This window comes from Streptomyces sp. WAC03905 (genome assembly GCF_057371075.1).
In genome coordinates this window covers 571,312-584,421 of the sequence record NZ_JBXYDZ010000003.1, presented here as the reverse complement: position 1 = coordinate 584,421, position 13,110 = coordinate 571,312, and the positions used below count along the sequence as shown (strand labels likewise).

At 72.9% G+C, this 13,110-nt stretch carries 12 protein-coding genes; 7 read left to right on the top strand and 5 right to left on the bottom strand.

The window, feature by feature from the left end; translation table 11 throughout:
- Nucleotides 1-14 precede the first annotated feature (14 nt).
- A complete protein-coding gene (locus tag AC2RP6_RS05605; protein WP_486445149.1) occupies nt 15-410 on the top strand; it encodes an ATP-binding protein in 396 nt (131 codons plus the stop codon).
- Nucleotides 411-586: 176 nt separating this feature from the next.
- Here AC2RP6_RS05605 and AC2RP6_RS05600 read toward each other — a convergent pair whose 3' ends face one another.
- The 5 genes from AC2RP6_RS05600 to AC2RP6_RS05580 form a co-directional block, all read right to left on the bottom strand.
- Entirely contained in the window at nt 587-853 is a 267-nt protein-coding gene (locus AC2RP6_RS05600; protein WP_486445148.1) for a DUF6296 family protein, read from the bottom strand.
- Between the two features lie 164 nt (nt 854-1,017).
- Nucleotides 1,018-1,533, bottom strand: a complete 516-nt coding sequence (locus tag AC2RP6_RS05595) for a copper chaperone PCu(A)C (RefSeq protein ID WP_486445147.1) — start codon at nt 1,531-1,533, stop codon at nt 1,018-1,020.
- Between the two features lie 50 nt (nt 1,534-1,583).
- Nucleotides 1,584-3,872 (bottom strand): heavy metal translocating P-type ATPase, encoded by a 2,289-nt coding sequence (locus AC2RP6_RS05590; protein WP_486450228.1) that lies wholly within the window; start codon nt 3,870-3,872, stop codon nt 1,584-1,586.
- A 53-nt stretch (nt 3,873-3,925) separates the two neighbouring features.
- Nucleotides 3,926-4,168, bottom strand: coding sequence for a hypothetical protein (locus tag AC2RP6_RS05585; RefSeq protein ID WP_486445146.1), 243 nt, complete (start codon nt 4,166-4,168; stop codon nt 3,926-3,928).
- A gap of 199 nt (nt 4,169-4,367) precedes the next feature.
- A complete protein-coding gene (locus tag AC2RP6_RS05580) occupies nt 4,368-5,315 on the bottom strand; it encodes a methionyl-tRNA formyltransferase (protein ID WP_486445145.1) in 948 nt (315 codons plus the stop codon).
- Nucleotides 5,316-5,587: 272 nt separating this feature from the next.
- On the opposite strand from AC2RP6_RS05580, the gene AC2RP6_RS05575 reads away from it, so the two are divergent.
- The 6 genes from AC2RP6_RS05575 to AC2RP6_RS05550 all read left to right on the top strand — a co-directional run bounded on the left by AC2RP6_RS05575 (nt 5,588) and on the right by AC2RP6_RS05550 (nt 13,040).
- Nucleotides 5,588-6,946, top strand: a complete 1,359-nt coding sequence (locus AC2RP6_RS05575) for a lysine N(6)-hydroxylase/L-ornithine N(5)-oxygenase family protein (protein WP_486445144.1) — start codon at nt 5,588-5,590, stop codon at nt 6,944-6,946.
- Nucleotides 6,947-6,993: 47 nt separating this feature from the next.
- Nucleotides 6,994-8,067 carry a FecCD family ABC transporter permease gene (locus AC2RP6_RS05570; RefSeq protein ID WP_486445143.1) on the top strand — a complete coding sequence of 358 codons (1,074 nt, stop codon included), beginning with the start codon at nt 6,994-6,996 and terminating at the stop codon, nt 8,065-8,067.
- Between the two features lie 26 nt (nt 8,068-8,093).
- A complete protein-coding gene (locus AC2RP6_RS05565) occupies nt 8,094-9,200 on the top strand; it encodes a FecCD family ABC transporter permease (RefSeq protein WP_486450227.1) in 1,107 nt (368 codons plus the stop codon).
- Nucleotides 9,201-9,239: 39 nt separating this feature from the next.
- Complete coding sequence (locus tag AC2RP6_RS05560; protein ID WP_486445142.1) at nt 9,240-10,115, top strand: ABC transporter ATP-binding protein; 876 nt, start codon at nt 9,240-9,242, stop codon at nt 10,113-10,115.
- A 76-nt stretch (nt 10,116-10,191) separates the two neighbouring features.
- Entirely contained in the window at nt 10,192-11,250 is a 1,059-nt protein-coding gene (locus tag AC2RP6_RS05555) for an iron-siderophore ABC transporter substrate-binding protein (RefSeq protein ID WP_486445141.1), read from the top strand.
- 2 nt (nt 11,251-11,252) lie between these two features.
- A complete protein-coding gene (locus AC2RP6_RS05550) occupies nt 11,253-13,040 on the top strand; it encodes an ABC transporter ATP-binding protein (RefSeq protein WP_486445140.1) in 1,788 nt (595 codons plus the stop codon).
- Nucleotides 13,041-13,110 lie beyond the last annotated feature (70 nt).

Here is a 13,110-nt window from a genome sequence, read left to right as displayed (position 1 = left end):
GGAGAGCGGGGTCCATGTCTCTCCAGTTGATACTGCACCTCGACCTGCACGGCCGGAGCGCGGCGGCGCAGGCCCGGCGCGCGGCCCGGGCCCACCTCGCCGCTGCCGCGACCGGCAGCGCGCCCCTGCCGCCCCTGGCGACGGACACGGCGCTGCTGCTGATCAGCGAACTCGTCACGAACGCCGTCCGCCATACGAGCGGGGGCTGCTTGCTGGAGGTCCGTCTCGCGTCGGAGGGGATCGACATCGAGGTGACGGACACCAGCGACGCGGAGCCCGTGTCCCGGAGGTCCGGCCGGCACGGCGAGGGCGGCTGGGGTTGGCACCTGGTCAACCGGCTGGGTACGGACGTGGAGATCCGTCACCACGCGGCCGGAGGGAAGACGATCCACGTGCGCGTCCCGCGCTGACGTCCCGGGACCCCGCCGGGGCCGTGCGGATCCGTGCAGAGCGCGAGGAACCCCGCGACGCCGTGCCCGGCCTCGGCCGGATGGCGGAATTCCGTACCGGGGGTGATCCGGTAGTGGCTGCGGCGGCCCTCGCGTCCTGCGGAGCCGGCGCACGGGCGGGGGCCGCGCCGTCGCCGTCAGGTCACCGGCCGGGCCCGCAGCACGCGGGCCGGCTCCTGGCCCCCGCCCGTCGCCAGCACCCGTACCTCGCCGCCGCTGCTGATCTCCGCCCGGACGATGCCGGTGGCGTCCTCGTAGACCGGATGGCCGCCCGGCCCCGCGGCGCTGGTGCGGGTCATCCGGACGACGTCCTCGCCGACCCCGTCCGCGGCCGCGAAGACGACCTCGTAGGCCTCCGCGTCCCCGTCCGGCGACCGCGCGCCCTCAGGTTGCACCGTACTCATGGCCGACCCTCCTGCCGTGACGTCTGCCGTTCGTCGGCGATGGCCGACTCCCCACACGCCACGCTAAGCCCGGCCCGCCTCCCTGTCCTCACCGCACGCCGCCACCGCACCGGTGCGGCCCGACTGGTCCCGACGGGTGAACCACGGGCCGGGCGGCACATGATCTAGAGGCGCGGGCGGACCACGAACGCGACCGCGTCCACCGGTCCGCTGCGGCGGAAGTGCAGCACGAACGGCACGGCGTCGCCCACCTGCCGAAGGCTCTTGACCTTGATCGTCAGGTCCAGGGTGGCCGGGTTCATGACCAGGAAGTCGCCCGCCGGGACGGTCGCGGAGGACACCGTGCGCGTCGCCGCGCCCTCCTCGCCGGCCCGCTCGTGCCGGTTCAGCGTGATCTCGTCCGCGACCGGCGAGGTCACCCCGACCAACTGGTCGTCGGAGTCGCCCGTGTTGGCGATCCGGAAGAAGGCGGTGGTGCGCTCCGTGCCGGGCGCGGGGAGGAGGACCCGGCCCACACCGACGTCGATCCGCGCCGGGCTGCCCGCGGCCCCCGCCTTGGTCCAGGCCGTCAGCCCCACCAGCATCGCCAGACAGGTCATCACGGGTACCAGCGCGGCGACCAGCCCCTCGCGCAGGCTGCGACGGCTGGGTCCGCGGCCTTCCGCCACCGCCTTCACCATCGCGTTCACCGCCCGGCAGGCCGTCCGGATCGCAACGCGCAGGAGGTGCGTCAACGGGGTGCCTTTCGTACGGAGGTGCCGGGGCGTTTCGGCGCGGGCTGCCAGGTGCGCAGGCGCAGGCTGTTGGCCACCACGAGGAGCGAGCTGGCGGACATCGCCGCGGCGGCGATCATCGGGCCCAGCAGCCCCACGGCCGCCAGCGGGACGGTCACCGCGTTGTAGCCGAACGCCCAGACGAGGTTGAGCCGGATCGTCGCCAGGGTGCGGCGGGCGAGACGGACCGCGTCGGCGACGGCCTCGATGTCGCCCCGTACGAGGGTCACGTCGGCGGCCCCGATGGCCACGTCGGTGCCGCTGCCCATCGCGATCCCGAGATCCGCCTCCGCCAGGGCCGCCGCGTCGTTGACGCCGTCCCCGATCACTGCCACCCGGCGCCCGCCGCCGCGCAGGTCCCGGACCAGCGCCGCCTTGCCCTCCGGAGTGCAGTGCGCGTGCACCCGGGTGATGCCGAGCTCGCGGGCGACGGCCCGCGCCGTGGCCCCACGGTCGCCGGTGGCCAGGACCGGCTCCACACCGAGCCGCCGCAGCCGGTCCACCGCCCGGTAGCTGCCGGGCCGCAGGACGTCGCCCAGGGAGATGAGCGCCTCGTCGAAGCCGTCCACCCGGACCAGGACCGGGGTGAGCGCGGCGGCCTCCGCCTCGGCCAGTGCGTGCGCCAGCGAGGCGGGCAGGCCCTCGCCGGGCGTGCCCACCTCCACCCGGCGGCCCTCCACCGTCCCCGTCACACCGCGGCCGGGGACGGCCAGGAAACCGGTGACCGGGGGCAGCGGGTCCCCGGCCGCGACGCGCTGCGCGTACGCGACGACCGCGCGGCCCAGCGGGTGCTCGGAGCCCTGTTCGACCGCCCCGGCCAGCCGGAGGGCCGCCTCCCGGCCCATCCCGCCGGCGGTCCCCGTGACCCGGGCGACGGACATGTGACCGGTGGTGAGGGTGCCGGTCTTGTCCAGCACGATCACGTCGACGTGCCGCAGGGCCTCCAGTGCCCGCGGCCCCCTGACCAGGATGCCGAGGCGGGCGCCGCGGCCGGTCGCGGCCATGAGGGCAGTGGGGGTGGCCAGGCCCAGGGCGCAGGGGCAGGCCACGACGAGGACCGCGACGGCCGCGGTGACGGCCGCCTGGGGGTCGGCCCCGGCGCCGAGCCAGAAGCCGAGCACGGTGACGGCGAGGGAGAGCACGACGGGCACGAAGACGCCGGCCACCCGGTCGGCCAGGCGCTGGGCCCGCGCCTTGCCCGCCTGGGCCTCCGTGACCAGGCGCGTGATCCGGGCCAGGCGGGTCTCGGCGCCGACCGCCGTGGCCCGGACGAGGAGCAGTCCGCCCATGTTGACGGCGCCGCCCACCACCGCCCGGCCGGGGCCCACCTCGACGGGATCGCTCTCCCCGGTGATCAGCGACAGGTCCAGCGCCGAACTGCCCGAGACCACCACGCCGTCGGTGGCGACCCGCTCCCCGGGCCGGACGACGAACCCCTGTCCCGGTACGAGTTCGTCCATGGGCATCCGGCGTTCCCTGCCGCCCTCGCTCACCGTCACGTCCTTGGCGGCCAGGCCTGCGAGGGAGCGCAGGGCCGCCCCCGTGCCGCGCCGGGCACGCGCCTCCAGCCGACGGCCGGTGAGCACGAAGAGCGGGACGGCGACCGCGGCCTCCAGGTAGACGTGCGCGGTCTCCGTGCCGGCGGAGGGGAGGAGGCTGAACGGCATCCGCATGCCGGGCTCGCCCGCGCCTCCGAGGAACAGCGCGTACAGCGACCACGCGAAGGACGCGATGACGCCGAGCGAGACGAGGGTGTCCATGGTGGCCGCGGAGTGCCGCAGCCCGCGGGCCGCTCCGAGGTGGAACGGCAGGGAGCTCCACACCGCCACGGGGGCCGCCAGTACCAGGCACAGCCACTGCCAGTTGCGGAACTGCAGGGCGGGCACCATCGACAGCAGGAGGACCGGCAGGCAGAGCAGGGCGGTGATCAGGAGCCGTTCGCGGTCCTTGCGGGCCTGCGCCCGCGTCGGACCGGCGGGGTCGTCGGGGTCGTCGGGGTCGTCGGGCCCGGGCGTGCCGGTCCGGACGGCCGGACCGGATGCCGTCGCCGCCCGCGGTACCGGTGGCGCTGCCGCCAACTCCGCGGCGTATCCGGCTCGTTCGACCGCGGTCAGGAGGTCTCCGGGCGGGACGTGCGCCGGGTGGTGGACGCGTGCCCGGCCCGTGGCCAGATTGACCGCGGCCGTCACCCCGTCGATGCGGGCCAGCCGCTTCTCCACCCGGTTCACGCACGCCGCACAGGTCATGCCCCGGACGACGAGGTCGGTGGTCACCCCGGCGACCGTGCTCCCCTCCGCCGTCACCGGCCACCCCCGGGGTGCACGCCCATGCCCCCGCCGGCGGGACCGTACGGCCCCGAAGTACGGCCGTCGCCCACGGTGCTGCGCATGCCGGGGGCCACCGGCCCGGCCGCGGTACCGATCCCGTGGGCGAGGGCGAACATCGCCAGGAGGAGCACCACGAAGCCCGTCAGCGCCGGGGGTGGACCCCACCGCCCCGTGGACGCGGGAGCCTGGACTGCGGACTGCTGTTCATCGGCCATCGACATTCCCTGATCCGAGGATTCGCGCACGGAGCCACCGCTCCGCCTCCGCGCAGGTGGTCGGATGCCGCCCCGGCCCGGTTCCCGCCGGATTCCGGTCCGTCAGCCGTTGCCCGGGACCACGGGGGCGACGGGGGCGACGGGGTGGGGGACGAAGGTGCTGTTGTTCTCGTCGACCGCCGGGGCGCGGCCCCCCCCGTCAGGGACGCGCGGTCAGGTAGCCGCCCATGGTCGTGAAGTAGTCGGCCGCGGGCAGCTCGCGCCCGTCCTCGGTCCGCACCCGGGTGATGGCGAGCCCGTGGTTGCGGCCGGCGCGGGCGTCGGCGCCGGCGACGATGACCACTCCGTCGCCCTCGCGGTAGAAGACGCGGCCGGGCGTGCCGCCGTACCGACCCTGCGACACGAACGCGGCCAGGACCTCGATGCGGCGGCCACGGTGGTAGGTGAAGGCGCTGGGGTACGGCTCGGACTGGGCGCGGACGAGGCGGTCCAGCTCCTCGGCGGACCAGGTCCAGTCGATGCGGCTGTCCTCGACCGAGCGCTTGTGGAAGAAGCTCGCCTGCGAGCGGTCCTGGCGGACGAATTCCCGCTGCCCGGAGGCTATGAGGTCGAGCGCCCCGACGGTGACCGGCGCGATGAGGTCGACGGTACGGTGGAACAGGTCGGTGGCGGTGTCCTTCGGCCCCACCGGCACGGACTCCTGCCGCACGATGTCGCCGGCGTCGAGCTCGTCGTTCATCATGTGCGCGGTGACGCCGACTTCGCTCTCGCCGTTGATCAGCGCCCAGATCAGGGGTGAGAAGCCCGCGTACTTCGGCAGCAGCGAGTCGTGCACGTTGAGCGTGCCGTGGCGCGGGAGGCCGAAGACGCGCGGGGGGAGCCAGGTCCGCCAGTTGTTGGCGACGATGATGTCCGGGTCCGCCTCCTCCAGGCGGGCGAACAGCTCGTCGTCGTCCGGGCGGTTGCGGAGCAGGACGGGGACCCCGTGCTCCTCGGCGAGGTCGGCGACGGAGTCGCTCCAGATCTTCTCGTAGACGTGCTCGCTCTTGGGGTGCGTCACGACCAGCACCACGTCGTGCTCGGAGTCCAGGAGGGCTTGCAGGGTGCGGTGCCCCCAGGTCTGGTAACCGAACATGACGACCCGCATGGGGTTCCTCCTCAGACAGGGGGTTGGTCATGTCGAGTAAAGCAAGGCTTGCCTAAGCTGGCAATGGGCCCCATTTGCAAGGGAGTTGGAGATCACTCGCACGGGTGACCGCCCGCATTGCCTATCGACAGTATCGCCTTGATGAGCTTAGCCTTGCCTAAGTCTCACGGTTGCGGCTCCGTCGGCGTGCCCGGATTCCGGGCCCGGCGGACGCTCGACCGACGGCCCCCGTCCCCACGGCGCGGCGGCCGCCCTCGCACGATGGGAGTGACATGGCACAGGTTCGTCCCGGCGACGTCCCGATGGTGCACGACCTCATTGGAATCGGCTTCGGGCCGTCCAACGTGGCCATGGCCATCGCGGTCAGCGAGCACAACTCACGCGGCAGCGGACGGGAAACGATCAACGCCCACTTCTTCGAGCAGCAGCCCCGTTTCGGCTGGCACCGCGGCATGCTCATCGACGACGCGACCATGCAGGTGAGCTTCCTCAAGGATCTGGTGACGCTCCGGAACCCGGCGAGCGAATTCAGCTTCCTGTGCTACCTCAAGAGCAAGGGGCGGCTGGTCGACTTCATCAACCACAAGAACCTCTTCCCGCTGCGCGTCGAGTTCCACGACTACTTCGAATGGGCGGCCGACAAGGTCGACGCCATGGTGTCCTACGGCCACGAGGTCGTCGGCATCACGCCCGTCACCCGGGACGGAGCGGTGGAGTACCTGGACGTCACGGTCCGCTCCGGCGAGGGCCTCGCACTCCACCGGGCCCGCAACGTCGTCATAGGCACGGGCCTGCGCCCCTCCATGCCGGACGGGGTGGAGCGCACCGGGCGCGTCTGGCACAACTCCGACCTCCTGACGAAGGTCGACGGCCTGGACGGCACCGCCCCCTCGCGGTTCATCGTCGTCGGCGCAGGGCAGAGCGCCGCCGAGAACGTCGCCTACCTGCACCGTCGCTTCCCCGGTGCCGAGGTCTGCGCGGTGTTCTCCCGCTACGGCTACAGCCCCGCCGACGACAGCGGCTTCGCCAACCGCATCTTCGACCCGGAGGCCGTGGGCGAATTCTTCGCCGCGCCCGAGGACGTCAAGCGCCGGCTGATGGACTACCACGGCAACACCAACTACTCCGTCGTCGACATCGACCTGATCGACGACCTGTACCGGCAGATGTACCAGGAGAAGGTCCTCGGCACCGAGCGCCTGCGCTTCCTCAACGTGTCCCGGCTCACCGACGTCAGGGAGACCCCGGCCGGCGTCCACGCCACCGTGCGGTCCCTGGTCACCGGCGAGGAGACCTCCCTGGAGGCGGACGTCCTGGTCTTCGCGACCGGCTACCGCCCCGCCGACCCGCTCGGCCTCCTCGGCGAGGTCGCCGGCCGGTGCCTGCGCGACGCCTCGGGCCGCGTCCGGGTCGAGCGCGACTACCGCATCGCCACCGATCCCGCGCTGCGCTGCGGCATCTACGTACAGGGCGGTACGGAGCACACGCACGGCATCACCTCCTCGCTGCTCTCCAACACCGCCGTCAGGGTGGGCGAGATCCTGGACTCCCTCCTGGGCCGGGGCCTCAAGCCCGGCTCCGACGAGGCCCGCACGGTCGTCGGCGGTACCGGTGGCACCAAGGCCCGCTGACCGCGGGCACGGATCGGCCGACACCGGTCCGCCGGTGGAGCGAAGGGATGACGTACGGCGACATGGGCACGATTGCAGTGGAACGTCCCCTGCCCACGGGCACGTCCCGGGTGCGCAGGCGGCGAGTCGTCGGTGTGCTCGCCCTGGTGCTGATCCTCCTGACCGCGATGGTGGTGTCGCTGGGCGTCGGTGCGCGAGGGCTGAGCCCGTCCGAGGTCTGGTACGGCCTGTCGGCCGGCCCCGACTCCGACCGGCGGCTCACCGAGATCCGGCTCATCGTGCAGACCGTACGGATCCCCCGCACGGTGCTCGCCACCGTGGCCGGGATCGCCCTGGGGGTGGGCGGGGCGCTCATCCAGGGGTACACGCGCAACCCGATCGCCGACACGGGCCTGCTGGGCGTGAACGCGGGCTCCTCCTTCGCCGTGGTCACCGCGATCGCCGTCCTCGGCTTCGCGAACCCGTTCCAGTACGTCTGGTTCGCCTTCGCCGGGGCGGCGGTCGCGGGCGTCGTCGTGTTCGGGCTGGCGAGCATCGGCCGGGGCGCGGGCAACCCGTTGACGCTCGCCCTGGCCGGGCAGGGCGTGACCGTGTTCCTCGCCGCCATGACCACGGCGGTCGCACTGTCCGACAAGGCGTCGCTGAACGCGCTGCGCTTCTGGAACGCCGGCTCGGTGGCCGGCGTGGGATTCGGCGTCATCTGGCCGGTGACCGCGTTCATCGCCGCCGGCCTGCTGCTGGCGCTCACCACCCTGCCCGCCGTCAACCTGCTCAACCTCGGCGACGACGTGGCCCGGGGCCTCGGCGTGAACATCGCCCTGAACCGGACCATCGGGATCCTCGCCATCACCCTGCTGGCCGGCGCCGCGACCGCGGCATGCGGCTCCATCGCGTTCCTCGGGCTCATGGTGGCGCACGTGGCCCGCTACCTCACCGGGCCGGACTACCGCTGGCTCGTGCCGTACGCGGGGCTCCTCGGCGCCATCGTCCTGCTGGTCTGCGACATCGCCGGGCGCCTGCTGGTACGGCCGGGCGAGCTGGACGCGGGTGTCGTCGTGGCGCTCCTCGGCGCCCCCTTCTTCGCCGTCCTGGTGTGGCGCGGCAAGTTCAAGAGCGCATGAACGGAACGGACATGAGCGCAACGGACATGAGCGCAACGGACACGAGCGCGACGGACACGAGCCCGACCGGCACGGGCGCCGCCCGGGTGAAACCGTCGGTGCCCCCCGGCGTGCGGTTCGGCCGGGTCTCCTTCGTCTGGAGGCCCTGGCTCGTCTGCACCACGCTGCTGCTCGCGGCGGCGACGTTCCTCCTCTTCTGCCTCTCCATCGGCGTGGGGGACTTCCCCATCGGACTGCCCCGGGTGGTCGCCACCCTCCTGGGCCGGGGCGAGCAGGTCGACGAGTTCGTGATCATGGACCTGCGGATGCCGCGCGCCCTGGCCGGCTGCGTGGTGGGCGTCGCCCTGGGCATGTCCGGGGCGATCACCCAGTCCATCGCGCGCAACCCGCTGGCCAGCCCCGACATCCTCGGCATCACCTGGGGCGCCGGAGCGGTCGCCGTGTTCCTGGTGACGGTGTCGGGCGGTACCGCCACCGCGGTCGTCAACTCCGTGGGCCTGTCCGGGGCCGCTCTTGCGGGTGGTCTCGGTACCGGCCTCCTGGTGTACGTCCTGGCCTGGCGGCGCGGGATCGACGGCTTCCGGCTCATCCTCATCGGCCTGTCGGTGAGCGCGGTGATGGAGGCGATCACGACCTGGCTGCTGGTGACGGCCGACATCAGGGACGTGGCCCGGGCGCAGGCCTGGCTGATCGGTTCGCTGGACAACCGCTCGTGGGACGACGTACGGGTGGCCCTGTGGTGCACGCTCGCCCTCATGGCCGTCGTGGCCGGCGTCGCCTTCCAGTTCAAGCCGCTGCACCTCGGCGACGACATGGCCGCGGGCCTGGGCGTGCGCCACACGGCGGTGCGCGCCGTCCTGCTGCTGTGCGCGGTGCTGCTGGCCGGGGTCGCGGTGAGCGCGGCCGGACCGGTGTCCTTCGTCGCGCTGGTCGCACCGCAGGTCGCGATGCGCCTGACCAGGTGCCCGACGCCGCCGATGGTGGCCTCGGGCATCACCGGGGCTCTGCTGCTGATCGGCGCGGACCTGGTCGCGCGGACGGCGTTGCCGATGACCCTGCCGGTGGGTGTGGTCACCGCCGCGATCGGCGGCCCCTTCCTCGTGTACCTGCTGGTGCGGGCCAACCTTCGTTGATCGAGACATGTACGGACAGGCTTGGAGCAAGGGGGAACCGTGGCCGTTGAGCACGTCACCGGGATCGCGTCCGGGGGAGGCGGAACCGCGCGGCTCGCCGCCCGCGGGGTCACCGTCGGGTACGGGGGGCGGGTCGTCATCGACGACCTGGACGTGACCATTCCGCCCGGGGTGATCACCACGATCATCGGCTCCAACGGCTGCGGGAAGTCCACCCTGTTGCGGACCCTGTCGCGGCTGCTCAAACCGACCCGGGGCAGCGTCGTCCTGGACGGTGACGACATCGCCCGGCTGCGGACCCGGGACGTGGCCAGGAAGCTCGGTCTGCTCCCGCAGGCCCCGGTGGCGCCGGAGGGCCTCACCGTGGCCGACCTGGTCGCGCGCGGGCGGCACCCGCACCAGAGCTGGCTGCGGCAGTGGTCCTCGGACGACGCCGACGTCGTGGAACGCGCGCTGGCCATGACCGGCGTCTCGGACCTGGCCGACCGCCCCGTCGACGCGCTGTCCGGCGGCCAGCGCCAGCGCGTGTGGATCTCCATGACGCTGGCTCAGGGCACGGACCTGCTGCTCCTCGACGAGCCGACGACCTACCTGGACCTGGCGCACGCCATCGACGTGCTCGATCTCGTGGACGACCTGCACGAGTCGGGGTGCACGGTGGTCCTGGTGCTGCACGACCTGAACCTGGCCACGCGCTACAGCGACAACCTCATCGTGATGAAGGCGGGTTCCGTCCTGGTGCAGGGTCACCCGCGCGACGTCATCACCGCCGACGTGCTGCACGAGGCGTTCGGACTGCGTGCCAAGGTGATCGACGACCCGGTGGGGGACAGGCCCCTCATCGTGCCGATCGGCCGCGCCCACGTCCGGCCTGATGTGATGGACAAAGATACGGTTCAAGTAAGGCTAGGCTAGCCTTAGTTGAGCGCGCTACTGTGTGTCTGCCTCCGGCCGGGGGTGCCATGGACAGCACGAAAGCAAGGGATTGCGGATGCTCCTCCATCGAACGTCAGCCACCACCCCCCGGACGCGGCCGGCAGCGGCGCTGGCCGCCGCGGCGCTCGGGATCGGGCTCCTGGCCGGATGCGGTTCCGACCCGGCGGACCCGGCCGACAAGAAGAGCGACGACGCCCCGGCCGCCGCGGCCGGCACCTTCCCGGTCACCGTGGAGCACGCCTTCGGATCCACCACGGTGGCCAAGGCACCGAAGCGGGTCGTCTCCGTCGGCTACACCGACGACCAGGCGGTCCTCGCGCTCGGCATCAAGCCGGTGGGCATGGTCGACCAGTACCCGAACCCGCCGGGCACGAGCCCCGACATCAACACCCAGTGGCCCTGGACCAAGGACAAGTGGGGCGACACCCGCCCCGAGGTCGTCATGAACAACGGCGACGCCGGCCCGAACTACGAGAAGATCGCGGCCCTGCGGCCGGACCTGATCGTCGCGGTCTACTCCGAGATCGACCGGGCCGCCTACGACAAGCTCTCCAAGATCGCGCCGACGGTGGGCCGGACCAAGGCAGAGAAGGAGCCGTTCAGCGCCCCCTGGCAGGACAACGCCGTCCACATCGCCAAGGCCCTGGGCCAGGAGGCCAAGGGCACCGAACTGGTCAAGGGCATCCAGGACAAGCTCGACACGGCCAAGCGGGCCCACCCCGGCTTCGCGAACCAGACCGCCGTCGCACTGTCCTGGTACAAGGACTCGGTGGCCCCCTTCACCACCACCGACGTACGCGGCCGGCTGGTGACGGGCATCGGCTACAAGGGCCGGACCGAGATCGACGCCATCGCCGACGGCAAGTTCTACACCACGCTCTCCCCCGAGCGGATGGACCTCGTCGACGTGGACCGCATCTTCGTCATCGCCGACAGGGCGGACCAGGAAGCCCTGAAGAAGTTCGAGCTCTTCACCAACCTCAACGCGGTCAAGAACGGCAAGGTCTCCTACCTCCTGGACAGCGAGGGCCCGGCCGTCGGCGCGGCCATGTCCCAGGGCACCCTGCTCTCCCTGCCGTACGCGATCGACGAACTCGTCAAGTCGGCCGGCTGAGCGTGAGCGCCACGGACACGCTCGTCGCGCCGGCCACCCTGCGCACGACCACCGGGCGCGAGGCCACCCGCTGGGTCGCCGCGCACTGCCGCGAGGTGCCCTGGCTGACGGCCGCCACCGTCCTGACGACGGTGGCGGGCGCAGCCCTCCAGGTGCTCCCGCTGCTCCTGCTGGGCCGGGTCGTCGACGGGGTGGTCGCGGGCGGGCCGCGCTCCGTCCTGGTCACCACGGGCGTGCTGATGGTGGCCGCCGCGCTCCTCGGTGCGGCGGCCACCGCCCTGTCCACCTACCTGGTCGGGCGGCTCGGCGCCGACCTCCTCGCGCGGCTGCGCGAAGGCGCCGTCCGGGCCGTACTGGGGATGCCGAGCGCCCGCATCGAACAGGTCGGCCGGGGCGACGTGCTGTCCCGCGTCGGCGACGACGTGGCCGTGCTCTCCCGGGGCATCCGCACGGCCGTCCCCACCGTGTTCTCGGCGGGCGTGCTGGTCGTCATCGCCACCCTCGGCATGTTCGGCCTCGACTGGCGGCTCGGCCTCGCGGGCGCCGGCGCGCTGCCCGCCTACGCCCTCGCCCTGCGCTGGTACCTGCCCCGCTCCGCCCCGCTCTACAAGCAGCAGCGGGCCGTCCAGGCGGACCGCGCACAGGCGCTGATCAGCGGACTGAACGGGATCGACACCGTGCGCGCCTACCGCCTGGAGGGGGCCGTACGCGAGAAGGTCACCACCGAGTCCTGGCGCGTCCGCGAGCTCGGCATCGAGGTGTTCCGGCTCTTCGGCCGGTTCGTCGGCCGCGAGAACCGGGCCGAGTTCATCGGACTGGTCCTCATCATCGTGGTGGGCTACGCCCTGCTGGAGGCCGACGCCGCCACCCTGGGCGAGGTATCGGCGGCCCCGCTCCTCTTCCACCGGCTCTTCACCCCGCTGGGCTCCATCATGTTCACCTTCGACGAGGCGCAGAAGTCCGGCGCGAGCCTCACCCGGCTGGTCGGCGTCCTCGGCGAGGACGCGCAGGACCGGCTGGTCGGCGCCCCCGCCGTCGAACCGGCGTCCGGCGCACCGCAGCCGGTGACCGTCAAAGGCCTGACCTTCGGCTACCCCGGCACCGAACAGCCGGTCCTCCAGGACGTCGACCTGGCCATTCCGGCCGGCGGCTCGCTCGCCCTGGTCGGGGCGACCGGCGCCGGCAAGTCCACCCTGGCCGCCCTGATCGCCGGCATCGGAACACCACAGGCAGGCTCGGTGCGCATCGGCCCCACCGATCTCGCCGGTCTGGACGAGGCCGGCGCGCGGGCCCTGGTGAGCATCCTGACGCAGGAGACGCACGTGTTCTCCGGACCGCTCGCCGACGACCTGAGGCTGGCCGCACCGCAGGCCACCGACGCCCAACTGGCCGACGCCCTGCGCACGGTCGGCGCCGACGGCTGGGTGGACGCACTCCCCGACGGGCTGCGGACGCCGGTCGGGGAAGGAGGCGAACGCCTCGACGTCACCAAGGTCGCCCAGATCGCCCTCGCCCGGCTGGTACTGGCCCGCTCACCCGTGGTGGTGCTCGACGAGTCCACGGCCGAGGCGGGCAGTGAGGGCGCGGCCGAGCTGGAGCGGGCCGTGCGCGCCGCGTGCGCGGGCCGCACCACCCTGTTCGTCGCGCACCGGCTGACCCAGGCCATGGCGGCGGACCGGATCGCCGTGCTCGACGCCGGCCGCGTCGTGGAACACGGAACGCACGAGGAACTGGTGGCCCTGGGTGGCCGCTACGCGCACCTGTGGCGCGCCTGGCGCGAGGGAAGTTGAAGCACTGCCTGGGCCTGGTCCCCCCGGCCCGGGTGGGACGACCAGCGGACATGAAGGGGCGTTGAGTCTT